General features: G+C 64.3%; 23 protein-coding genes. 14 read left to right on the top strand and 9 right to left on the bottom strand.

The features are described 5' to 3' along the window. Positions 1-26: 26 nt before the first annotated feature. Entirely contained in the window at positions 27-1,463 is a 1,437-nt protein-coding gene (gene sbcB, locus JVX91_RS28330; RefSeq protein ID WP_205337333.1) for an exodeoxyribonuclease I, read from the top strand. 69 nt (positions 1,464-1,532) lie between these two features. On the opposite strand, the gene mvaT is transcribed toward sbcB, so the two are convergent. Further along, positions 1,533-1,907 (bottom strand): histone-like nucleoid-structuring protein MvaT, encoded by a 375-nt coding sequence (gene mvaT / locus JVX91_RS28325; protein WP_205337332.1) that lies wholly within the window; start codon positions 1,905-1,907, stop codon positions 1,533-1,535. 261 nt (positions 1,908-2,168) lie between these two features. On the opposite strand from mvaT, the gene purU reads away from it, so the two are divergent. Continuing rightward, positions 2,169-3,020, top strand: a complete 852-nt coding sequence (gene purU / locus JVX91_RS28320) for a formyltetrahydrofolate deformylase (RefSeq protein ID WP_205337331.1) — start codon at positions 2,169-2,171, stop codon at positions 3,018-3,020. A gap of 89 nt (positions 3,021-3,109) precedes the next feature. Then, positions 3,110-3,289 carry a hypothetical protein gene (locus JVX91_RS28315; protein WP_205337330.1) on the top strand — a complete coding sequence of 60 codons (180 nt, stop codon included), beginning with the start codon at positions 3,110-3,112 and terminating at the stop codon, positions 3,287-3,289. Positions 3,290-3,292: 3 nt separating this feature from the next. Here JVX91_RS28315 and JVX91_RS28310 read toward each other — a convergent pair whose 3' ends face one another. From JVX91_RS28310 to upp, 3 genes are all read right to left on the bottom strand, one after another. Beyond that, positions 3,293-4,291 (bottom strand): lysylphosphatidylglycerol synthase transmembrane domain-containing protein, encoded by a 999-nt coding sequence (locus tag JVX91_RS28310; RefSeq protein WP_205337329.1) that lies wholly within the window; start codon positions 4,289-4,291, stop codon positions 3,293-3,295. A gap of 162 nt (positions 4,292-4,453) precedes the next feature. Continuing rightward, positions 4,454-5,746 carry a uracil-xanthine permease family protein gene (locus JVX91_RS28305; RefSeq protein ID WP_205337328.1) on the bottom strand — a complete coding sequence of 431 codons (1,293 nt, stop codon included), beginning with the start codon at positions 5,744-5,746 and terminating at the stop codon, positions 4,454-4,456. A 3-nt stretch (positions 5,747-5,749) separates the two neighbouring features. Next, on the bottom strand, positions 5,750-6,388 hold the full coding sequence (gene upp, locus JVX91_RS28300; RefSeq protein WP_152225787.1) for a uracil phosphoribosyltransferase: 639 nt from the start codon (positions 6,386-6,388) through the stop codon (positions 5,750-5,752). Between the two features lie 155 nt (positions 6,389-6,543). On the opposite strand from upp, the gene JVX91_RS28295 reads away from it, so the two are divergent. The 3 genes from JVX91_RS28295 (at position 6,544) to JVX91_RS28285 (ending at position 9,220) form a co-directional block, all read left to right on the top strand. After that, positions 6,544-7,101 (top strand): hypoxanthine-guanine phosphoribosyltransferase, encoded by a 558-nt coding sequence (locus tag JVX91_RS28295; protein ID WP_205337327.1) that lies wholly within the window; start codon positions 6,544-6,546, stop codon positions 7,099-7,101. A 2-nt stretch (positions 7,102-7,103) separates the two neighbouring features. Next, on the top strand, positions 7,104-7,580 hold the full coding sequence (locus JVX91_RS28290) for a WbuC family cupin fold metalloprotein (RefSeq protein ID WP_205337326.1): 477 nt from the start codon (positions 7,104-7,106) through the stop codon (positions 7,578-7,580). Between the two features lie 215 nt (positions 7,581-7,795). Next, positions 7,796-9,220 carry an aldehyde dehydrogenase family protein gene (locus tag JVX91_RS28285; protein WP_205337325.1) on the top strand — a complete coding sequence of 475 codons (1,425 nt, stop codon included), beginning with the start codon at positions 7,796-7,798 and terminating at the stop codon, positions 9,218-9,220. On the opposite strand, the gene JVX91_RS28280 is transcribed toward JVX91_RS28285, so the two are convergent. After that, the gene (locus JVX91_RS28280) at positions 9,204-10,121 is read right to left on the bottom strand and encodes a LysR family transcriptional regulator (RefSeq protein ID WP_205337324.1); all 918 of its coding nucleotides are present in this window, start codon (positions 10,119-10,121) and stop codon (positions 9,204-9,206) included. The genes JVX91_RS28285 and JVX91_RS28280 overlap by 17 nt on opposite strands. A gap of 221 nt (positions 10,122-10,342) precedes the next feature. Here JVX91_RS28280 and JVX91_RS28275 point away from each other — a divergent pair, with 221 nt between their 5' ends. The 3 genes from JVX91_RS28275 to JVX91_RS28265 all read left to right on the top strand — a co-directional run bounded on the left by JVX91_RS28275 (position 10,343) and on the right by JVX91_RS28265 (position 11,914). Next, complete coding sequence (locus JVX91_RS28275; protein WP_240201803.1) at positions 10,343-10,753, top strand: hypothetical protein; 411 nt, start codon at positions 10,343-10,345, stop codon at positions 10,751-10,753. A gap of 99 nt (positions 10,754-10,852) precedes the next feature. Beyond that, positions 10,853-11,140, top strand: coding sequence for a PA4642 family protein (locus JVX91_RS28270; protein ID WP_205337322.1), 288 nt, complete (start codon positions 10,853-10,855; stop codon positions 11,138-11,140). Between the two features lie 372 nt (positions 11,141-11,512). Further along, positions 11,513-11,914 (top strand): glyoxalase/bleomycin resistance/extradiol dioxygenase family protein, encoded by a 402-nt coding sequence (locus tag JVX91_RS28265; RefSeq protein ID WP_205337321.1) that lies wholly within the window; start codon positions 11,513-11,515, stop codon positions 11,912-11,914. A gap of 55 nt (positions 11,915-11,969) precedes the next feature. Here the strand turns inward: JVX91_RS28265 and mqo are convergent, their stop codons facing one another. Beyond that, entirely contained in the window at positions 11,970-13,463 is a 1,494-nt protein-coding gene (gene mqo / locus JVX91_RS28260) for a malate dehydrogenase (quinone) (protein ID WP_205337320.1), read from the bottom strand. 807 nt (positions 13,464-14,270) lie between these two features. On the opposite strand from mqo, the gene JVX91_RS28255 reads away from it, so the two are divergent. After that, positions 14,271-14,858, top strand: a complete 588-nt coding sequence (locus tag JVX91_RS28255) for a YajG family lipoprotein (RefSeq protein WP_081516300.1) — start codon at positions 14,271-14,273, stop codon at positions 14,856-14,858. Between the two features lie 63 nt (positions 14,859-14,921). On the opposite strand, the gene JVX91_RS28250 is transcribed toward JVX91_RS28255, so the two are convergent. Continuing rightward, entirely contained in the window at positions 14,922-15,128 is a 207-nt protein-coding gene (locus tag JVX91_RS28250) for a hypothetical protein (protein ID WP_205337319.1), read from the bottom strand. A 263-nt stretch (positions 15,129-15,391) separates the two neighbouring features. On the opposite strand from JVX91_RS28250, the gene JVX91_RS28245 reads away from it, so the two are divergent. Then, positions 15,392-15,676, top strand: a complete 285-nt coding sequence (locus JVX91_RS28245; protein ID WP_205337318.1) for a hypothetical protein — start codon at positions 15,392-15,394, stop codon at positions 15,674-15,676. Positions 15,677-15,713: 37 nt separating this feature from the next. On the opposite strand, the gene JVX91_RS28240 is transcribed toward JVX91_RS28245, so the two are convergent. Continuing rightward, positions 15,714-16,874, bottom strand: a complete 1,161-nt coding sequence (locus JVX91_RS28240; RefSeq protein ID WP_205337317.1) for a 1-acyl-sn-glycerol-3-phosphate acyltransferase — start codon at positions 16,872-16,874, stop codon at positions 15,714-15,716. A gap of 130 nt (positions 16,875-17,004) precedes the next feature. On the opposite strand from JVX91_RS28240, the gene JVX91_RS28235 reads away from it, so the two are divergent. The 3 genes from JVX91_RS28235 to JVX91_RS28225 are packed head-to-tail and all read left to right on the top strand — an operon-like array spanning position 17,005 to position 18,084. Beyond that, entirely contained in the window at positions 17,005-17,187 is a 183-nt protein-coding gene (locus JVX91_RS28235; RefSeq protein WP_205337316.1) for a CPXCG motif-containing cysteine-rich protein, read from the top strand. Further along, entirely contained in the window at positions 17,187-17,453 is a 267-nt protein-coding gene (locus JVX91_RS28230; RefSeq protein WP_205337315.1) for a DUF2007 domain-containing protein, read from the top strand. The genes JVX91_RS28235 and JVX91_RS28230 overlap by 1 nt, the downstream gene beginning before the upstream one ends. A 19-nt stretch (positions 17,454-17,472) precedes the next feature. Further along, a complete protein-coding gene (locus tag JVX91_RS28225; RefSeq protein ID WP_205337314.1) occupies positions 17,473-18,084 on the top strand; it encodes an SOS response-associated peptidase in 612 nt (203 codons plus the stop codon). A gap of 229 nt (positions 18,085-18,313) precedes the next feature. Here JVX91_RS28225 and JVX91_RS28220 read toward each other — a convergent pair whose 3' ends face one another. Next, positions 18,314-20,446 (bottom strand): methyl-accepting chemotaxis protein, encoded by a 2,133-nt coding sequence (locus JVX91_RS28220; RefSeq protein ID WP_205337313.1) that lies wholly within the window; start codon positions 20,444-20,446, stop codon positions 18,314-18,316. Positions 20,447-20,719 lie beyond the last annotated feature (273 nt).

Raw genomic sequence — 20,719 nt, 5'->3', positions numbered from 1 at the left:
CGACGCAATCGCTTGCAGGCAAGGACATGTGCATGAGCGCCAGCATCTTCTGGTACGACTACGAAACTACCGGCATCGACCCGCGCCGCGACCGGCCGCTGCAGGTCGCCGGGATTCGCACCGATGAGAACCTCAACGAAATCGGCCAACCGCTGAACCTGTTCTGCCGCCCGAGCGACGACATCCTGCCGCACCCGGCGGCATGCCTGGTCACCGGCATCACGCCGGATCGGCTGGAAGAGAAGGGCCTGAGCGAAGCGGAGTTCATGACTCGCCTGCATGCCGAGCTGGCACAGCCGAGCACCTGCGTGGCGGGTTACAACACCCTGCGCTTCGATGACGAGGTCACGCGCTACAGCCTGTACCGCAACTTCTTCGATCCCTATGCGCGCGAGTGGCAGGGCGGTAACAGTCGCTGGGATCTCATCGATATGGTGCGCACCGCCTATGCGCTGCGTCCGGAAGGCATCGTCTGGCCGGAGCAGGATGGCGTCGTGAGCCTCAAGCTGGAGCGCCTCACCGCGGCTAATGGCATCGACCACGGCCAGGCCCACGACGCGCTGTCCGACGTCCGCGCGACCATTGCCCTGGCGCGGTTGATCCGTGACCGCCAGCCCAAGCTCTACGACTATCTGTTCCGCCTGCGCAGCAAGCAGGGCGTGCTCGACCAGGTGCGCCTGCTGCAGCCGTTGGTGCACATCTCCGGCATGTTCTCCGGCGCCCGGCATTATCTGTCCGTTGTGCTGCCGCTGGCGCGGCACCCACGCAACCGCAATGCCCTGATCGTCTGCGACCTGGGTGTCGATGTCTCGCCGTTGCTGACGCTGGATGCCGAGACGTTGCGCCGGCGGCTGTACACACGCCGCGACGAGCTGGCCGAGGGCGAACTACCGGTGCCTTTGAAGCTCCTGCACATCAACCGTTGCCCGGTGGTAGCCCCCTTGTCTGTACTGCGGGCGCAGGATCGCGAACGTATAGGCCTTGACTTGGATGCGTGTCTGAAAGCTGCGCAAACGCTGACTCAAGATCAGGCAGTCTGGCAGGAAAAACTGGCACCTCTGTATGCCGAAGAAAGTTTCGCTGGCTGCGACGACCCGGAACAGCAGTTGTACGACGGATTTATCGGCGATCGTGATCGCAGACTCTGCGAACAGGTACGTCAGGCCGATCCGAGTCGATTGTCGAAAGAGCAATGGCCGTTCGACGATCCGCGACTTCCGGAACTTCTGTTCCGTTATCGTGCGCGAAATTTTCCAGGTACTTTGAGTCCCGTGGAACAGCAACAATGGCAGGACTTCTGCCGTGCACGCCTGAGTGACCCGCAGTTCGGCGCGCCGAATACTCTGTCGAACTTCGACATGGCAATGCGCGATCAGCTGCTCAATGTCACGCCGGAAGGGCGGCGGGTTCTCGAAGAATGGGCGAAGTTTGCCGAGGTCCTGCGTTCACGATATTCCCTGTAGCGCTGCAGGGTTTTCTGCGGGCAATAAAAAACGCCAGCACAAGGCTGGCGTTTTTTATTGCCGTGAAGCTTAGCCCAGCAGGGTGGCCCAGCCTTCCACGGCCTCGGCGCCCCACTTGGCTTTCCATTCCTTCAGGGTCTTGTGGTTGCCGCCTTTGGTCTCGATGACTTCACCGGTATGCGGGTTCTTGTATTGCTTGACCTTGCGAGCGCGCTTGCTCACGGTGGTCTTTGCGGTACGCGGCGATTTGCTCAGCTTCGCGTCCGGATCGAGCAGGGCGATCACATCGCGCAGGGACTTGCCGTAGCTGCCCATCAGTGCGCGGAGTTTCTCTTCGAACTCAAGCTCTTTCTTCAGCTTGTCGTCCTGTTCCAGGGATTTCAGCCGCTCCTGAAGTTCCTTGATGGCTTCTTCGGTGGCGCGGTACTCGTTGATCAGCGACATGTTGGGTACCTTATTCTTGAGGTCCAGCGGTGGCGGATAGTTTGTAGCACTCATAATAGTCAGCGAAGTTGTTCAAGTAAATGCTTGGGAAAAGTTTTGTGGGTAATTGCCAAAGTATTTAAGTAGTTCACTCGTCTGTAACTAACGAGGACATTGACGTGAATGCGCAATACGCTCTCGTCGGCGTGCCACGGCGATGGCTGAACTTTTCCCTTCGAGCCGCTAGAATGGCGGCCTTCGCGATGTATCTGGAGTACACCCATGCGCACTTTCCGACTGGTGATCGCCTGCCCCGACGGGGTCGGCATCGTCGCCAAGGTGAGTAATTTCCTGGCCACTTACAACGGCTGGATCACCGAGGCCAGTCACCATTCTGACAACGACAACGGCTGGTTCTTCATGCGGCACGAGATTCGTGCCGATTCCCTGCCGTTCGATATCGACGGTTTCCGCCAGGCCTTCGCGCCGATCGCCCGCGAGTTCTCCATGGAGTGGCGGATCACCGACTCCTCGGTGAAGAAGCGCGTGGTACTGATGGCCAGCCGCGAATCGCATTGCCTGGCCGACCTGCTGCACCGCTGGCACAGCGGCGAGCTGGACTGCGAGATTCCCTGCGTGATCGCCAACCACGATGACCTGCGCAGCATGGTGGAGTGGCACGGTATCCCGTACTTCCATGTCCCGGTGGACCCGAAGAACAAACAGCCGGCCTTCGAACAGGTGTCGCGCCTGATCGACGAGCACCAGGCCGACAACGTGGTGCTGGCGCGCTACATGCAGATCATCCCGCCGGACCTGTGCCAGAAGTATCGCCACCAGGTGATCAACATCCACCACAGCTTCCTGCCCTCATTCATTGGCGCCAAGCCATACCACCAGGCCTCGCTGCGCGGCGTGAAGCTGATCGGCGCGACCTGCCACTACGTGACCGAAGAGCTGGACGCCGGTCCGATCATCGAACAGGACGTGGTGCGCATCAGCCACCGCGACAACATCGAGGACCTGGTGCGTCTGGGCAAGGACGTCGAGAAGCTGGTGCTGGCCCGTGGCCTGCGCTACCACCTGGAAGACCGCGTGCTGGTGCACGACAACAAGACCGTGGTGTTCGACTGATCCACACGCTCTCGTTCGCTACACTGGGTACTCCGCATGCGCCCGCTGTCCACGGACGGCGGGCGCTGCGCCCAACGGAGATCGCCGTGATGAACGATCCGAAGAACCCCGGCACCGCCACCCCGCCGCCCACTCTGGGCGAAGGCTGCACCAGCCGCTACGACCCCGACGCGCTGAGCGACGAGGACGGCACCGAGTTTCCCGGCGCCGCCGAGCTCTGGGATTCGCTCAAGCCTGAGCAGAAAGAAGACAAGCCCGCCAGCGACTGAGCTTCAGGCGCGTTCCCGCATCCCAATCAGCTTGCGCAGCAGCGGTCGCCCCGCCATGAGGGCGAATACCGGCGCGCCCATCACCAGGTAGAAGTAGTAGGTCACCACGCGCCAGATCAGGATGGCCGCGGCCGCCGTGGACTTGCCCACCAGCGGGGCGAGCAGTGCGGCACTGGTCAGTTCGGTACCACCCGCGCCACCCGGCAGCAGCGTGGCCAGGCCCGCCGCCAGCGACAGCAGCTGGATCAGGAAGGCCCAGGCCCAGTGCAGGTCCACTCCCAGCGCATTGAGGGTGATGTAGAGCACCGAGAAGCGCAGGATCCAGTGGCAGCAGGTGAAGAAGAAGATCAGCGCCAGCCGGCGTTTGGGTTGGCGCAGGCAGCTCACCAGGGTGTCGCGGAAGTGCAGGCATTTGCGCGCCCAGTGCAGGCGCGTGCGCGGTTTCATCCCCAGGCGTTTGAACAGCCGGCCATTGGCCCTGATCACCCTGCGCTGGAACCGCGCCAGCAGCACCACGCCGAAGAATATCCCGCCCAGCAGCACGCCGCTGGTAATCAGCGAGGTCTCCAGGTTCGGGCTGACGCTATGCGACAAAGCCCAGACCAGCACCGCCGCCAGCGCGCAGAGGAAGAACAGCAGGTCGCTCAACTGGTCCACGGCGAAGATCGCGCTGCTGTGCGCCGGGCGCATGCCGTGGCGCGCGAGCAATGCCATCAGGGTCAGCGGGCCGCCGGTGCCGCCGGGGGTCGCATAGAAAGCGAACTCCGAGGCCATGATGATGCCCACCGAGCGGACCTTGCCGATCTCGCCGGCGCGGCCATTGAGCAGCACGCGGAGCTTCTGCGCGTTGATCAGCCAGCACAGGCAGATCATGCCGAACATGATCAGCAGCTTGTCGAGGGGGAAGGCGAGGACGTGATCGAGCATTTCCCGGCCGCCGAGGGCGAGCGGGATCAGCGAGGCGCCGATCAGGCCGAGCAGCAGCCACCAGGCACGGCTCATGGGCGTACCTCTGGCAGCTGGAGCGGGCAGAGCGAGGCGGAGTGGATAACCAAGGCCTCCTGTCGGAATCGAACTGTCATGCTGAATGGACCGTCATCGGCATGCTGCGTTCGCCGAACTTTACGTGGGCAAGGCGCCGCGCTCAGGCGGCGCCCTTGCCAATCACTCGGCGGACTTCCCGTCGTCGGCGCCTTGTTCCAGCGCCTTGTTCTCCCAGCCTTCTTCGCCGGGGAGGATCAGGTTCAGGAGGATCGCGACGATGGCGCACAGGGCGATGCCCTTCAGGCCGAAGTCGTCCGGGCCGGTGCCGGTGCCGATCAGCACGCCGCCGATGCCGAACACCAGGGTGACCGAGACGATGCACAGGTTGCGCGCCTGGGACAGGTCGACCTTGTGGCGGATCAGGGTGTTCATGCCCACCGAGGCGATGGTGCCGAACAGCAGGCAGAGAATGCCGCCCATCACCGGTACCGGGATGCTCTGCAGGATGGCGCCGAACTTGCCGACGAAGGCCAGGCTGATGGCGAACACCGCCGCCCAGGTCATGATCTTCGGGTTGTAGTTCTTGGTCAGCATCACCGCGCCGGTCACTTCCGCGTAGGTCGTGTTCGGCGGGCCGCCGAACAGGCCGGCGGCAGAGGTGGCGATGCCGTCGCCGAGCAGGGTGCGGTGCAGGCCCGGGGTCTTCAGGTAGTTCTTGCCGGTCACGCCGCCAACGGCGATGACCCCGCCGATGTGCTCGATGGCCGGGGCCAGCGCCACCGGGACGATGAACAGGATGGCCTGCCAGTTGAACTCTGGCGCGGTGAACTTCGGCAGCTCCAGCCACGGTGCGGCGACGATCTTGGCGACATCGACGACGCCGAAGGCGAAGGACAGGCCATAGCCCACCAGCACGCCGGCGATGATCGGCACCAGGCGCAGCATGCCTTTGCCGAATACCGCGACGATCAGCGTGGTCAGCAGCGCCGGCATGGAGATGAACATGGCGGTCTTGTATGGGATCAGCTCGGTGCCGTCACCCGCCTTGCCCATGGCCATGTTGGCGGCGATCGGCGCCATGGCCAGGCCGATGGAGATGATCACCGGACCGATCACCACTGGCGGCAGCAGGCGGTCGATGAAACCGGTGCCTTTGACCTTCACCGCCAGGCCCAGGAAGGTGTAGACGAAGCCGGCCGCCACCACGCCGCCCATGGTCGCCGCCAGGCCGAACTGGCCCTTGGCGAGGATGATCGGGGTGATGAAGGCGAAGCTCGACGCCAGGAAAACCGGTACCTGGCGGCCAGTGACGATCTGGAACATCAGGGTGCCGAAGCCGGCGGTGAACAGCGCGACGTTCGGGTCGAGCCCGGTGATCAGCGGCATCAGCACCAGCGCGCCGAAGGCCACGAAGAGCATCTGCGCGCCAGAGATGACCTGGCGCCACAGAGGTTCGTTGAATTCATCGGCCATGAATCAGGTTTCCTTCTGCTTGGTGCCGAAGATCTTGTCACCGGCATCGCCCAGGCCCGGCATGATGTAGCCGTGTTCGTTCAGGCACTGGTCGATGGAGGCGGTATAGATGAGCACGTCCGGATGCGCATCGTTGACTGCCTTGATCCCTTCCGGCGCCGCCACCAGCACCATGGCGCGGATGTCCTTGCTGCCGGCTTTCTTGAGCAGGTTGATGGTGGCGACCATGGAGCCGCCGGTGGCCAGCATCGGGTCGATGATCAGCGAGCGGCGCTCGGCGATATCCGGCGCGAGTTTTTCCAGGTAGGTGTGCGCTTCGAGGGTTTCCTCGTTGCGCGCCACGCCCACGGCGCTGACCTTGGCGCCCGGAATCAGGCTGAGCACGCCGTCGAGCATGCCGATGCCGGCGCGCAGGATCGGCACCACGGTGATCTTCTTGCCGGCGATCTTCTCGACCTGCACGGGGCCGGCCCAGCCTTCGATCTCGTAGTTCTCCAGCGGCAGGTCCTTGGTCGCCTCGTAGGTCAGCAGGGCGCCCACTTCCTGGGCCAGCTCGCGGAAGTTCTTGGTACTGATATCGTGACGGCGCATCAGTCCGATCTTGTGGCGGATCAGGGGATGGCGAATCTCGAGTACGGGCATGGACGGGTTCTCCGGACGGGCTGGCAAAAAAATTGCGGTAGCGTAATGCATCCTAGCTACGTTGGGCCACGATTGTCGGCGACATTCGTCCGCTGACCCTTGCTCCATGGCACGCCGATAGGTACCTTTGCGCACTTTTTCACGGGAGAACCCCCATGTCCGTCGATCTCGCGCACATCCGCCAAGTCATGGCCGAAGCCGACTGCCTGTACACCAACGCCGAGGTAGAGGCCGCCATCGCCCGTGTGGCCGAGGCGATCAACGGCTCCCTGGCCGACTCCAACCCGGTGGTGTTCTGCGTGATGAACGGTGGCCTGATCTTCTCCGGCAAGCTGCTCCCGCTGCTGAATTTCCCGCTGGAAGCCTCCTACCTGCATGCGACCCGTTACCGCAACGAGACCACCGGTGGCGAGCTGTTCTGGAAGGCCAAGCCGGAAATCTCCTTCATCGACCGTGAAGTGCTGATCATCGATGACATCCTCGACGAAGGGCACACCCTCTCGGCGATCATGGACTTCTGCAAGCACGCCGGCGCCAAGCGCGTGCACACCGCCGTGCTGATCGACAAGGACCACGACCGCAAGGCCCGCCCGGACCTGAAGGCCGACTACGTGGGCCTGTCCTGCATCGACCGCTACATCTTCGGCTACGGCATGGACTACAAGGGTTACTGGCGCAACGCCGCCGGCATCTTTGCCGTCAAGGGGCTCTGAGGATGAACGGGCCGCGTTTCCTCGACAGCGCGCTGTTCGACGAGGTCGCGGCCCTTGCCGCCGCCAGCCCCCGGCGCCGGCAGAACCATAACTTCCATGAGCAGACCGAGCCCTGCCATCGCCTGCTCAATGCGCTGCAACCCGACAGCTATATTCCGCCGCATTGCCATCGCCATCCGGACAAAGCCGAAAGCCTGCTGGTGGTAAAAGGCGCGCTGGGGCTGCTGATCTTCTCCGACAGCGGTGAGTTGCTGGCCACTCGCGAACTGCGCGTGGGCGGCGAGTGCGTCGGTGCGGACCTGCCGCCCGGGACCTTCCACGCCATGGTGGCGCTGGAGCCGGACAGCGTGATGTTCGAAGCCAAGGCAGGGCCGTTCGTGCCGCTGGGCGAAGACGAGCGCGGGCAATGGGCGCCACGCGAAGGCGAGCCGGGCGCCGCCGAGTATCTGGCCTGGATGCGTTCCCACTTCCCACACTGAATTCTGCACGCGTGTAGGAGCGGACTTCGTCCGCGATGGTTTTGCCCAACTCCCTGCCAGAGCGGAGTGGCGGTAAGTCAATCGCGGACGGAGTCCGCTCCTACGCAAAGGTATGCATCAAGCAGGAACGATGTATGCATGGGTAGGCGTGTATTTTTACCGATGCATAGCCCACCTATCCTGCGACCCTCACAAGACAACCGTCCGAGGTTCGCATGTCCCGTCTCCTTTATATCGATGGCCAATGGCAGGCTGCCGACAGCGGCGCCGTCCTGCGCCCGATCGCTCCCGCCACCCGTGACGCACTGCCGGAAGTTGCCTGCGCCGGTGTGTCCGACGTAGAGCGCGCCGTCGCGGCCGCCGAGCGCGCCTTCGCCGACTGGAAACTAACCAGCGCCGCCCAGCGCGCCGGTTACCTGCGAGCTTTCGCCGAGCAGCTCGAAGCCCGCAGCGAAGCGCTGATCACCCTGCAGATGCAGGCCAGCGGCAAGCCGCGCCTGGAAGCGGAAATCGATATCGGCGATGCCATCGCGACCTTTGCTTACTACGCCGAGCTGGCCGAGCAGCTGGACGCCCGGCAGAACGCCGAAGTGGCCCTGCCGGACGCCGGCTACCGCTCGCAGACCCGCTTCGAACCCATCGGTGTGGTCGGCCTGATCGTGCCGTGGAACTTCCCGCTGGTGACCAGCGCCTGGAAAGTCGCACCTGCCCTGGCGGCGGGCTGCACCGTGGTGCTCAAGCCCTCGGAGATCACTCCGCTGATCGAACTGGTGCTGGGTGAGATCGCCGACGCCATCGGCCTGCCGGCTGGCGTGCTGAACCTGGTGCCGGGCCTCGCCGATGCGGGCGCTGCGCTGTGCAGCCATCCGGGCATCGCCAAGCTGTCCTTCACCGGCAGCAACGTCGTCGGTCGCAAGGTCATGGAAGCCGCCGCCGCGCGTACCCTGCCGGTAGGCCTGGAACTGGGCGGCAAGTCGCCGATCCTGGTATTCGAGGACTGCGACCTGGACGAAGCCGTGCAGTGGATCATTGCCGGCGTCTACTGGAACGCCGGGCAGATGTGCTCCGCCACCTCGCGCCTGCTGGTGCAGGAGTCCATCGCCGCACCGCTGCTGGCGAAGCTGAAGGTCGCGGTGGAAGGCCTGCGCGTTGGCGACTCGCTGCTGGGCGAGACCGACATGGGCCCGATGACCAGCGAAGCGCAGTACCGCAAGGTGCTCGACTACTTCGCCGTGGCCCGCGACGAAGGCCTGGCTTGTTTGACCGGTGGTGAAGCGGGCGAGGGCTGGTTCATCCAGCCGACCGTCTACACCGATGTGCCGGCGGACAGCCGCCTGTGGCGCGAAGAAATCTTCGGCCCGGTACTGTGCGTGCGCACCTTCAGTGATGAAGCCGATGCCCTGCGTCAGGCCAACGACAGCGACTTCGCTCTGGCCGCTACCGTTTGCAGCGCCGATCTGGAGCGCGCCCAGCGCGTCGCCGAGAATCTGGAGGCTGGCAACGTCTGGCTGAACTCTCCGCAAGTGGTGTTCCCGCAGACCTCCTGGGGCGGCGGCAAGCGCAGCGGCATCGGTCGCGAGCTGGGACCGTGGGGCCTGTCGGCATTCTTCGACATCAAGCACATCACCGCGCCGCGCTGATCGGCGTCACCCCGTGCTCCAGGCGCAAGTCCTCGACCAGCGCCTGGAGCGCTTCGTTGTGCCCCGGCTCGTCGCGTACCACCAGGCTGTGGGTGATGCCGTAGCCGAGGCTGTCCGGCAGTAGCGCGCGCATCTCGCCCTGGTCCACCCAGCGTTCGGCGTAGTGCGTTGGCAGGTAGCCCAGGTGGGTGCCGGCGCGCACCGCGTGGAGCACCGCTTCCATGTGTTGGGCGAAGGCGGTGCTGCGCTGCGGGTCGGCGGGTAGTTGCACGTCGGCGACGGCGTAACCGTGTTGAATCCAGTTGCAGGTTTCCAGTTCGGCGGCGTCGCGCACGTCCTTGTCGAACAGCGGATGCTCGCGCCCGCAGAACACCGCCACACGTTCGTGGTAAAGCGGCTCGTAGCGCAGGTTCGGCAGGCGTCGGCTGAAGCAGGCGATGGCCAGGTGCAGGCGGCCGTTGAGCACCAGACGCTCCAGTTCGCTGGAGGACTCGATGAGGAAATGCAGGCGCACGTCCTGATCGCGGCGGTTGAAGCGTGCCAGGGTCTGGTGGATATGGGCGTCGGGCAGAGTGGCGATATTGTCGGCCAGGCCCAGGTGCAACTCGCCGACCAGGCGCCCGGCCAATGACTGCACCTGATCACGGAAGTCCCCCAGCGCAGCGAACAGATTCTGCGCGTAGTCCAGCACCCGCTCGCCTTTCTCGGTCAGGCGGAAACCGCTCTTGCCGCGTTCGCACAGGCGATAGCCCAGGCGCGTCTCCAGGCTGGCGATGTGCGTGCTGATGGTCGACTGGCCCATGCCCAGTTCGCCCTGGGCGGCAGAGAACCCGCCGCAGCGCACCACACAGGCGAAGATGCGCAGCAGGCGCAGGTCGAGGTCGGAGACGTTGTGCAGCATGTCGGAATCGGTCCGTATCGATGCAAGAGCTATGTCGCTTCGAAGGCTATCAATGTATCGGCGTGCTTGCCATGTGCGCCTGTCGTGGCGCTCCGGGCGCGTGCTAGAGTGCCCGGCCCTGTCCCGCGGAGGTGAAGATGTCCGTTCGCATGCCGGGCGCCGTGCTGGCGCTGCTGTTCTGTATTCCCCTCGGCTTTGTTGGTGCAGCCGTTGCCGCGCCGATGCACAGCCAGTTCCTGCCCCCGGACGACGCCGGCCTGCGTCAGGGTGAGCCGGAGCAGCAGCAACTGCTGCAGGTCACCGAGTACAGCGTGGTGCTGGGCAACCAGCGCCAGTCGAACCAGCAGCCCATCCCGATCACCACGCCGTCGTTGTTGCGCCTCAAGGGTAAGCCGCTGAACAAGGGCGCGCAGATCAGCCAGGTGCTGATTAGCTTCGACACCGAAGGCAAGAGCCTGAAGAAGCCCGCGTATGATGAGAAAACCCGTGTCCTCAGCCTGTATTACCCGCAGGCGTCGTACCCGCAGTTGCTGGACCTGCTGCGTAGCGGCACCGTCTATGTGCAATTCCTGAGCTATGGCAATGGCCATATCTGGGCCGACCTGCATACAGGCGCAGTGCGCGCGCGTTGAGCCTGGGTGCTGCGCGGAGTTAAACTCCCGCCTCCGTGGTGCCCGGCCTGAGCCGATGCCGGCCGCGATTCCCGAGACAGCCGTAGAGAGAAGCGAGCGATGCGTAAAGACAAGAAGCAGGTGATTGGCGAAGAGATCAACGACGACGCCATCAAGCTGTTCCTCGACGTGGAACCGGCCGACGACACTCCGGCGTCCCTGCACAAGCTGGTCAAGGCCTATCGCGGCCTGCGCATCGACGACTTCGAGCGCTTCGTCGGCTTCTTCGTCGAAGCGGGTTACGACCTGTCCGCCAAGGATGCCCAGGGCAATGATTTCATCGCTCTGATCCAGGACCAGCGCCAGGCCGAGCCCTACATCGAAGTGATCAAGGCCGCCCGCGGCTGATCCTTTCGACTCGCTGAAAAGCCCGCCTTGTGCGGGCTTTTTTGTTGGAGCGGTTCGCGAGCAAGCTCGCTCCTACAGAAAGCAGGCTCGCCCAAACCTCGGAGCGAATGGCACTTATAGGAGCGAGCTTGCTCGCGAACGTAGCCCGCAGCGGGGCCGCCCTCACCCCAGCCCTCTCCCACCGGGAGAGGGAGTCGATCGTGCCAGCTGGCGATGCGTAGTTAGCCTGTACTGAACTGTCCCCTCTCCCTCAGGAGCGGGGCGCGTATCCAGGGTTAGGGTGAGGGGCTTTTGATGTCGCTCAGGACACCGCCCCGTAATCCCCGCCTAGACTTTCCCTCAGAACGATAACGACAAGGCGAGGACGAAGCCGTGCACGTACAGCCCTATCTGTTTTTCCATGGTCGCGCCGATGAGGCCATTGCCTTCTACCAGCACGCCGTAGGCGCTCAGCTTGGCGCGCTGATGCGCTACGAAGAGGCGCCTGGACCTGCGCCAGTGCCTGATGGCTGGTTGGAGAAAGTGATGCACGCCAGCCTGCAGATCGGCGAGACCGAAGTCTTGCTGTCCGACGAGCGGGGCGAGCACAACGCCGCTTTCAATGGTTTCTCCCTGCACCTGACGCTGCGCAGCGTGGTGGCGGCGGAGCAGGCGTTCGCCGCCCTGGCGGAAGAGGGGCGGGTGGAGATGCCGCTGGAGAAGACCTTCTGGGCGCAGCGCTTCGGCATGCTCACCGATCGCTTTGGCGTCGGCTGGATGGTCAGCTGCCACTGAAATGCCAGAAACGAAAAAGCCCGCCAGAAGGCGGGCTTTTTCATGAGCGCGGGGCTCAGGACGCGGCGACGATCTGCAGGCGGTCGGCGGTCATCTGGTTGACTTCGCGGTAAACCGCGGCGTCGATTTCCAGCTGCTTCTCGCGGGCCGGGAAGATCTCCTTGAGCTTCGCGGTCCACTCGGCCGACTTGTAGCGCTCGGGGAAGCAGCGCTCCAGCAGGCCCAGCATGATCGACACGGTCACCGAGGCACCTGGCGAGGCGCCGAGCAGGGCGGCGATGCTGCCATCCTGGGCTGCCACCAGTTCGGTACCGAACTGCAGGATGCCGCCTTTCTTCGGATCCTTCTTGATGATCTGCACACGCTGGCCGGCGGTTTCGAGGCGCCAGTCGGCCGGGTTCAGTTCCGGGTAGAACTTGCGCAGGGCTTCGATACGCTGATCCATGGACTGCATGACTTCCTTCACCAGGTAGCGGGTGAGGTCCATGTTGTCGCGGGCCACGGCGAGCATCGGCAGCAGGTTGCTGGTGCGCACCGAGAGCGGCAGGTCGAGGAACGAGCCGTGACGCAGGAACTTGGTGGAGAAGCCGGCGTACGGGCCGAACAGCAGGGAAGTCTTGCCTTCGACCACGCGGGTGTCCAGGTGCGGCACGGACATCGGCGGGGCGCCCACTTCGGCCTGGCTGTAGACCTTGGCCTGGTGATGCTTGACCACTTCCGGGTTGTCGCAACGCAGCCACTGGCCGCTCACCGGGAAGCCGCCGAAGCCTTTGCTTTCCGGGATGCCGGACATCTGCAGCAGCGGCAGCGCGCCGCCGCCGGCGCCGAGGAAGACGAACTTCGCCTTGACCTTGCGGGAGTCGCCGGTCTGGGTGTTCTTGATGTCCACCAGCCAGCCGTCGCCGCTGCGCTCGAGGCCCACGACCTTCTGGAAGTAGCGGACGTCGCTGCCTTCGCGGCTGGAGAGGTAGCCCAGCAGCTGGTTGGTGAGGGCGCCGAAGTTGACGTCGGTGCCGCTTTCCACGCGGGTCATGGCGACCTGCTCGTCGGCCGGGCGGCCGGGAATGGTCAGCGGTGCCCACTCGGCGATCTTGCCGCGATCCTCGGTGTATTCCATCGAGGTGAAGGCATGGTGCTGGCTGAGCAGCTCATGACGCTTCTTCAGGAAAGGAATGTCCTTGCCGCGAACGAAGCTCATGTGCGGAACGGGATTGATGAAGTTGCGCGGCGCGCCGAAGGCGTCCTTCCCGGTCAGGTAGGCCCAGAACTGCTTGGACACCTCGAACTGGGCGTTGATGTTCACCGCTTTCTTGATGTCGATCGAGCCGTCGGCGGCCTGCGGGGTGTAGTTCAGCTCGCAGAGGCCAGCGTGGCCGGTACCGGCGTTGTTCCACGGGTTGGAACTTTCGATGGCCCCGGATTCCTGCAGTTCGACGATCTCGAGCTTGACGCCCGGGTCGACTTCCTTCAGCAGGACAGCCAGGGTTGCGCTCATGATGCCGGCGCCTACCAGCAGCACGTCCATCGATTCGATTTCGTTCTGCGCCATTAACGCGTCTCCAGAAAACTATCAGCAGCCAGTTGTGACAAGGGCTTAGCGCTCACTGCGCAATAAGCCGCATGTCCGAATTCTTCTCAGGTCGCTCAGGACCTTTCGCGAATGCCACGGGCCGGGATTGGAGGAGGGGAGTTGCGCACCTTCTCGGCAGTCCACGGCGGACGAGTGCATCCGCAAGTGCATCCGGGGGCGGCGCTTATGCGCGGCTTCCGGTGCCGAAAAAGCGATTCAGTGCTGCGGGGTCAGACGTTAATGGTGCTGCTACCGACGCAAAACTCTTCATTGCTCGCCACACTCTCCTGAAGTAGTGAAAAACCTTCGATCACGCTCTTTTGGAGGCGTGAAGCTCAAAGGGGATCGTCGTCGCGGGCCGGTCCGGTCTCCGTGCGGAGGGGGCGGCTGCATCCTTGCCAAGTTCTGCGCAACGAACGTACAAAGCGCGACGGCCAGTGACCGAGGCGAGTGGCGACTCTCTTTGAGGGGTGGCAGAGGCGAGACACGGTGTGTCGGCATCGTGCGGGGCCCGACCAGGAGGCGTCCTTATAATCGGGGGGCGATTATAACGGCGAATCGAAAAAAAAGCCCTGCACCTTAGACTTTTTTCCTAGGGCATACCCCTTGATTTACGATTTGTGCCTCGACCCGGTGCGTCTCGCCCCGAAGCGGGTCAAGGCGGCCTAATGACGCGCTGGACGCGGAACCCTGAGAACGGGTTCCGCGTCCAATGGCCAAGCGCTATCTGACCGCGCCGACCGCCGGTATACTGCCGGCCATCGCTTACCCCATGGAGAGATGAGCATGCTGCCTCGCCTGTTGCTCGGCTTTATCGCTGCCGCCAGCCTGACCTTGACCGGCTGCGCCCTCAGCCCGCAACAACTCAACCCGACCCCGGAATTCAAGGGGCCGGTCGCCGCGGTTGGCCAGGGCCAGCCGGTGGTGGTGAAAGTCGTCGACGGTCGCCCGAGCACCGCGCTGGGCACCCGTGGCGGCCTCTACTCGGAAACCAGCCAGTTGACCGTGCGCAGCGAAGACGTGATTCCCAAGCTGCAGTTGCAGGCCGAGACCGCCGTGCGCCTGCTGGGCTTCACGCCGTCGGCCAACGCCTACAACGCGCCGCAACTGACCCTGACCCTGGCCGAGCTGAAGTACCAGTCGCCCAAGGAAGGCATGTACGTCACCGAGGCCGACATCGGCGCCACCTTCCGCGCCGACGTGCAGAGCGGCACGCGCCGCTACAGCGGCCGTTACGGCGCCTCGACCAACCAGCGCTTCGGCATGGCGCCCAACCAGGCGACCAACACCAAGCTGGTGAGCGATGTGCTCAGCGACGCGCTGACTCGCGTGTTCAAGGACCCGACCATCGGCCAGACGCTGAACCAGCGCTGATCGATGCGGACATGAAAAAGCCCGGCCTGAGCCGGGCTTTTTCTTGGGTGGCTGATCGGTCGATCAGGCAGCCTGGTGATAGGGGTCGACCTCGACCGAGCGCAAACGCTCGTCGGTTTCCGGGAGATCCAGGTGTTCGTGGCCGCAAGCCTGGGTGTAGACCAGCCAGTGGTCATCCTGGACGTTGAACGAGAGTTCGGTGACGACGGCTTCGATTTCTTCCAGGTGTTCGATCAGGTACGCGCTTTCGTGGGGGACGATTTCGAGCATGGCGAATCTCCTTGGCGGAAAACTTCGATTGGCAGAATTCGTTAAAGCCAACAACGTGCCAGGGCGCGGGAGAGGTCTTAGACCATTTCTCGATAACTTTTACGCTCGTCGTAAATAAGCGTTACGCGCTGGCTGCGAAGCGGGGCCAGCGGATAAAATGCGCGTTCATTGTTTCTCATCCATGACGGGCGATGCCCGTTCGTCCAGACTGACCCCGCTTTGCTTCGAAGTCGATGGCGTGCAGTTCTGAAGCGGAGGTTGTGATGTCGCTGCAGGCGTTCTGGAACCTGTTCCAGGCCCATCCCGGTCGTATCGTGAACGACCTGGCCCTGTTCTTTGCCCTGGCCGGAGGCTGGCTGCTGCTGGCGACTCGTCGCCGCGAACGTCTGGCACTGGCGCGCCTGGCTGCCGAAAGCGAGGTGGAACCGATCCCGCTGGACAGCGTCGAGCCGACCGCACGGATGAACCGCTTCTTCTACCGTTTCGGCTTCGCCTGCATGATGTTGGCGCTGACGGTGAGCTGGTACAGCACGCAGCTCGGCCAGTAATGGATGAAACGAAAAAGGCGCCCGAGGGCGCCTTTTTTCATGCCTGCTGTTTCAGCCGGTACTGATTCAACACCGGGTTGGCGTACTGCAGGATCAGGTGGCCGCGCTGCTCGGCGGGGCACTCCGCGAGGCGACGCTCCCATTCGGTGCGCGCGCGCTGCAGTTCCTCGCCCTTGAACAGGCTGTCGGCGCTGGGCACCTGCAAGGCCGCATCACGCAGCTCGGACGCCTCGTAGGCGAGGTAATGCACCGGGAACAGCCGGTAGTTGCCGAGGATCTGCCGGTCCAGCTCGGCGGCGAGCTGCTTGGCGTCGGCGAATTCCCCGGTGATCTCCTCACCGAAGTTGATGTGCACGCGGCCCTTGTAGCCGGTGATGCCCTGCACGATGCTGCGGTCGTCCTCACCCGGCGTTTTCCTGTACTCGCCGGTGGTGGCGCGGGTGAACAGCTCGCGAGCCTTGGCGGCATCGCAGGGGTCGTACTCGTAGCTGATCGACACCGGGATCAGATGCAGCTGGCGGACCACCTCGGCGAACGGCTCGTCCTTGCGGCTCATGTGGAACATCTTGAGGATCGCCGAATCGGTGCGGTCGTCACCGTCCTTGGCGCGGCCCTCGGCCTGGGCGATCCAGATCGACTGGACGTCTTGGCAGATCGAGTGATTGATGTAGGCCGAGAGGTTCTGGTACGCCGCCAGCTTCTCGCGCCGGCCGCTGATGGAGCGGTGCACGATGAAGCTCTTGTTCAGGCGCATCAGGTCGCTGACGAAGGGCTTCTGCAGCAGGTTGTCGCCGATGGCGATGCGCGGGGTCGGCAGCTTGGCGTGGTAGATCGCGTAGTTGCAGAAAGCCGGGTCCATCACGATGTCGCGGTGGTTGGCGATGAACAGGTAGGCGCGGCCGGACTTCAGGCGCTCGACACCGGAGTAGGTGACACCGTCGGTGGCGTGCTCGATGGTGCGGTCGACGTAGGGCTCGAACTTGTCCTGCAGCGCGACGACGCTGCGGATGCCGGTGACTTCGCGGGCCAGCCGATGGGCTATAAGAGGTCTGAGCAGCCAGCCGAACGGACCGGACAGACGCGGGAAACGGTAACGCGCCAGCGCGCCGAGAAAGGCGTCATCGCTCAGCAGGCGTTGCAGGACGGCCGGGACTTCGGCGTCGTTGTACGGTCGGATGGCTTCGAACTCGCCCATCATGCTCTCTATGTATTTGTGGAGGCCGGGCCGCGAAGTAGAGGGCCCGGAAGGGTATGCCGCTGGCCGATTGGCCGAACGGGCACCCAAAAAGACCGCGCGATTATAAACGGAAGTCACGGGGGAACCAGCGATGCTCGAAAGTCAGGATTATTCCTGCCCGTATTGTGGCGAGCCGGCCGAGGCTGTGCTCGATCTCTCCGGCGGCGACCAGAGCTACTATGAAGACTGTCCGGTCTGTTGCCGGCCAATCCTGTTCCAGCTCCATACCGACGGTGTGGAGTGGACCCTGGAAGTCCAGCGCGAGGACGACTGATGCAGCGAATCTATTCTCCCGCCGACCTGATCGAAGCCGAATTGCTGGGTGGCATGCTGATCAACGAGGGCATTTCGTCGCACCTGGGCGGACGCCACCTGGTGGGCGGCATCGGCGAGCTGCCGGGGCTGGGACTGTTGCACCTGTGGGTCGAGGACGATCATGCCGAACGCGCGCGGGAGCTGATCGCCGCGTACAATGCCGCACAACCCCTGCCCGGGCCCGTCGACGACCATGAAGGCGGCCCAGGCGTCCTGCTTTGCTGATTCGTTTTCAAGGGTCCCGATGACCAGCCGCTACGCCCTGTTTCGCTGGAATCGCGAGCTTGCCGATAACGCCGGCTTCCCGTCCGACCTGCAACCGCAGTGGAATCTCGCCCCCGGCGCCCGCGTGCTGATGCTGCGCGAGGAGAACGGCGCGCGCCACGCCGAACTGGCTCGCTGGGGGCTGACACCGTCCTGGTTGAAAGACCTGTCACGCACGCCGGCCCATGCGCGCACCGAGACCGTGGCCGAGCAGCCGATGTTCCGCGATGCGTTCGCCCTGCGCCGCTGCCTGTTGCCGGCCAACGGCTTCTACGAATGGCGCGGGCTGCGCAAGCGGCCGCACTGGGTGTCCGGTGGCGGATTGATCTGCTTTGCGGGGCTCTGGGAGGCTTATCCGGTGGAAGGCCACACTTACTACAGTGTGGCGATGCTGACCCAGGAGGCGGGCGGAATGCGTCGTCCGCTGATCCTCGACGTGGCCGAGCAGGCGCAATGGCTGTCGAGCGAGACCGACACGGCGCGTCTGATGGAGCTGCTGCAACTGCCGCAGGCGAAGTTGCGCATGCAGGCGTTGGCGAACTTCGTCAATGACCCTACCTGCAACGGGCCGGAGTGTTTGACGCCGGCCTGAAGGTTCGTGCCTGGGGTTGCCCTCACCCTAACCCTGGCTACGCGCCCCGATCCTGAGGGAGAGGGGACTGTCAGGTGCAGGATGAAACCTTTATGTCAGCCGGCACGAACGGCCCCCTCTCCCTGAGGGAGAGGGCTGGGGTGAGGGGGAAAGCTTCGCAGCGGGGCACGGTTCACGAGCAAGCTCGCTCTTGCAGCGGCAGGGAGCGAGCGCACCCTGCCGCTATGCCTCACACCTTGAACTGATTCACCAGCCTGCGCTGCTGCTCGGCCAGCTTGGTCAGCTCGGCGCTGGCCTGGGAGGCTTCGTCCGCGCCGCCGGCCACCTGGTTGGCGACCATGCCGATGTTGCTGACGTTGCGGTTGATGTCCTCGGCCACCGCGCTCTGTTCCTCGGCGGCGCTGGCGATCTGGGTGTTCATGTCGTTGATCACCGATACCGCCTGGGTGATCGACTCCAGCGCCTGGGCCGCTTCGCCGGCGTGGCGCACGCTGTCCTCGGTCTTGTCCTGGCTCTGCTGCATCACCTGCACCACTTCGCGGGTGCCGCTCTGCAGCTGCTGGATCATCGACTGGATTTCCTCGGTGGCCTGCTGGGTCTTCTGCGCCAGGTTGCGCACTTCGTCGGCGACCACCGCGAAGCCGCGGCCCTGTTCGCCAGCGCGGGCGGCCTCGATGGCGGCGTTGAGCGCCAGCAGGTTGGTCTGCTCGGCGATGCCGCGGATGGCCACCAGGATCGCGTTGATGTTCTCGCTGTCGCGGGCCAGCGACTGCACCACGCCCACCGCGCGGCCGATCTCGCTGGCCAGCGCCTGGATCGCCGTCGAGCTGCTCTCGACGATGCGCTTGCCGTGGTGCGCGGCCTGGTCGGCGTGGTTGGCCGCTTCCGCCGCGTGGGTGGCGTTGCGCGCGACGTCCTGGGCAGTGGCGGTCATCTCGTGGACGGCGGTGGCCACCAGCTCGATCTCCGCCAGTTGCTTCTGCACGCCCTGGTTGGTGCGGATGGCGATATCGGCGGTGTGCTCGGAAGAGTCGCTGACGTGCTGCACCGAGGTCACCACCTGGCCGATCATGCCCTGCAGCTTGACCAGGAAGGTATTGAAGCCTTTGGCGATGGAGCCCAGTTCGTCGGCGCGGTCGCTGGTCAGGCGGCGGGTCAGGTCGCCTTCGCCCTGGGCGATGTCGTCGAGCATGCCGACCAGTTGGCGCAGCGGGCGGGCGATGCCGTGGCCGACCAGCCAGATCACGGCGAGGCCAATGGCGGCGATCAGCAGGCCGACCAGGGTCATGCCCAGGGTGTCGCTGTCGCGCTGGGATTTCAGGTCGCTCTGCAGCTGGTTCAGGTCACCCAGCACGGCTTCCTGCGGCAATTGCAGCATCAGGGTCCAGCGCGCGCCGGAGTCGGCGATGGTGAAGGGCAGGAACAGTTCGATGTGGCCGTGCTCCTTGTCCACCGAGGTCAGCGGCTGGTCGAGGGTGAGCTTGCCCAGGTTGGCCACTTCGTTGGCGTCCAGCACGCTGCTGGCGGATTCGCCCAGCTTGGCCGGGTCCTTGGTGTAGGCGACCAGGCGGCCGTTGGTGGAGATCAGCGCCATCTCGCCAGCCCCGTCGTACAGCTGGCTGTCGGCGGTCTTGAGCAGGTCCTGGATGAAGTCCAGCGACAGGTCCACGCCAACGGTGCCCTTGAACTGGCCCTTGACCATGATCGGCGCGTTGAACGAGGACATCAGCACCATCTTGCCGCCCATCTCGTAGGGCGCCGGATCGATGATGCAGGGTTTGTGCTTCTCTTTCGGGCACAGGTAATACTCGCCCTCGCGTACGCCGGTGGGCTGCATCTTCTGGCTTTCCAGGGTGTCACCCATGGCTTCCACGGTGAGGCTGCCATCCTTGCGATACCACCAGGGCATGAAGCGGCCGCTGGCGTCGTAGCCCGGCAGTCCGGCGTACTGGCTGTCGTTGCCGGCGAAGGCGTTGGGTTCCCAGCCGGCGAAGGCGTCGAGCAACTTGGGATTGAGCTCGACGGTCTGGCGCAGCAGGTTGGACATGCCGGCGCGGCCGATGCCCAGCAGCGGCTGGCCGTTGGCATCGGTCTCATCCATCAGGGCGTTGGTGTTGGCCAGGTCGCGGGCAACGGTGAGCGGGTATTCCAGCTCGCGCTGGATCTGGCTGACCTGCCCGCGCGCCAGGGCGACAAGGCGCTCATTGATCACCTGTTCGAGCAGCGCCTGGGTGCGCTCCTGCACCAGTGCCTGCGTCCGCGAGCCGGCGAACAGTGCGTACAGCACCAGCGCGGCGACCACCGCCAGAACGCTGGCACCCGCCAGCGCGACCACGGAAAACTGGATCGACTTGAATTTCATACGGGTACCCGGAATCTGCCAGAGCCTGCGTGTCTCTCTGTATCGGCAGGCCCCATGGATTTCCTTAGGCGTCCGTTGTAAAGGGTTGTAACGCGCCTGTTTGCCGCTTGTCGCAGGATTGTCGGCACTGGCTCGGCGGACTAGCATGTGATGGCTTTATGAAATCATGGCGACCCCGAAGGCTCGGCGACGACCGGCAACCGCCGCTGCGCAAGCGTTCGCCGCGGCGCCTTCGGCACGGCTGGTGCGTTTCGTAAGTCCCTGCTGCATCGG

It is taken from the genome of Pseudomonas sp. PDNC002 (genome assembly GCF_016919445.1).
In the GTDB taxonomy this organism is placed as follows: domain Bacteria; phylum Pseudomonadota; class Gammaproteobacteria; order Pseudomonadales; family Pseudomonadaceae; genus Pseudomonas.
The sequence above is the reverse complement of the archived record's forward strand: the minus strand, read 5'-3'. Positions and strand labels throughout refer to the sequence as shown.

Excerpts from the sequence above, each read along its gene's own strand:
- sbcB (WP_205337333.1), top strand. The coding sequence starts at position 27 with ATGTGCATGAGCGCCAGCATCTTCTGGTACGACTACGAAACTACCGGC.
- mvaT (WP_205337332.1), bottom strand. The coding sequence starts at position 1,907 with ATGTCGCTGATCAACGAGTACCGCGCCACCGAAGAAGCCATCAAGGAA.
- purU (WP_205337331.1), top strand. The coding sequence starts at position 2,169 with ATGCGCACTTTCCGACTGGTGATCGCCTGCCCCGACGGGGTCGGCATC.
- JVX91_RS28315 (WP_205337330.1), top strand. The coding sequence starts at position 3,110 with ATGAACGATCCGAAGAACCCCGGCACCGCCACCCCGCCGCCCACTCTG.
- JVX91_RS28310 (WP_205337329.1), bottom strand. The coding sequence starts at position 4,291 with ATGAGCCGTGCCTGGTGGCTGCTGCTCGGCCTGATCGGCGCCTCGCTG.
- JVX91_RS28305 (WP_205337328.1), bottom strand. The coding sequence starts at position 5,746 with ATGGCCGATGAATTCAACGAACCTCTGTGGCGCCAGGTCATCTCTGGC.
- upp (WP_152225787.1), bottom strand. The coding sequence starts at position 6,388 with ATGCCCGTACTCGAGATTCGCCATCCCCTGATCCGCCACAAGATCGGA.
- JVX91_RS28295 (WP_205337327.1), top strand. The coding sequence starts at position 6,544 with ATGTCCGTCGATCTCGCGCACATCCGCCAAGTCATGGCCGAAGCCGAC.
- JVX91_RS28290 (WP_205337326.1), top strand. The coding sequence starts at position 7,104 with ATGAACGGGCCGCGTTTCCTCGACAGCGCGCTGTTCGACGAGGTCGCG.
- JVX91_RS28285 (WP_205337325.1), top strand. The coding sequence starts at position 7,796 with ATGTCCCGTCTCCTTTATATCGATGGCCAATGGCAGGCTGCCGACAGC.
- JVX91_RS28280 (WP_205337324.1), bottom strand. The coding sequence starts at position 10,121 with ATGCTGCACAACGTCTCCGACCTCGACCTGCGCCTGCTGCGCATCTTC.
- JVX91_RS28275 (WP_240201803.1), top strand. The coding sequence starts at position 10,343 with ATGCACAGCCAGTTCCTGCCCCCGGACGACGCCGGCCTGCGTCAGGGT.
- JVX91_RS28270 (WP_205337322.1), top strand. The coding sequence starts at position 10,853 with ATGCGTAAAGACAAGAAGCAGGTGATTGGCGAAGAGATCAACGACGAC.
- mqo (WP_205337320.1), bottom strand. The coding sequence starts at position 13,463 with ATGGCGCAGAACGAAATCGAATCGATGGACGTGCTGCTGGTAGGCGCC.
- JVX91_RS28255 (WP_081516300.1), top strand. The coding sequence starts at position 14,271 with ATGCTGCCTCGCCTGTTGCTCGGCTTTATCGCTGCCGCCAGCCTGACC.
- JVX91_RS28250 (WP_205337319.1), bottom strand. The coding sequence starts at position 15,128 with ATGCTCGAAATCGTCCCCCACGAAAGCGCGTACCTGATCGAACACCTG.
- JVX91_RS28245 (WP_205337318.1), top strand. The coding sequence starts at position 15,392 with ATGTCGCTGCAGGCGTTCTGGAACCTGTTCCAGGCCCATCCCGGTCGT.
- JVX91_RS28240 (WP_205337317.1), bottom strand. The coding sequence starts at position 16,874 with ATGATGGGCGAGTTCGAAGCCATCCGACCGTACAACGACGCCGAAGTC.
- JVX91_RS28235 (WP_205337316.1), top strand. The coding sequence starts at position 17,005 with ATGCTCGAAAGTCAGGATTATTCCTGCCCGTATTGTGGCGAGCCGGCC.
- JVX91_RS28230 (WP_205337315.1), top strand. The coding sequence starts at position 17,187 with ATGCAGCGAATCTATTCTCCCGCCGACCTGATCGAAGCCGAATTGCTG.
- JVX91_RS28225 (WP_205337314.1), top strand. The coding sequence starts at position 17,473 with ATGACCAGCCGCTACGCCCTGTTTCGCTGGAATCGCGAGCTTGCCGAT.
- JVX91_RS28220 (WP_205337313.1), bottom strand. The coding sequence starts at position 20,446 with ATGAAATTCAAGTCGATCCAGTTTTCCGTGGTCGCGCTGGCGGGTGCC.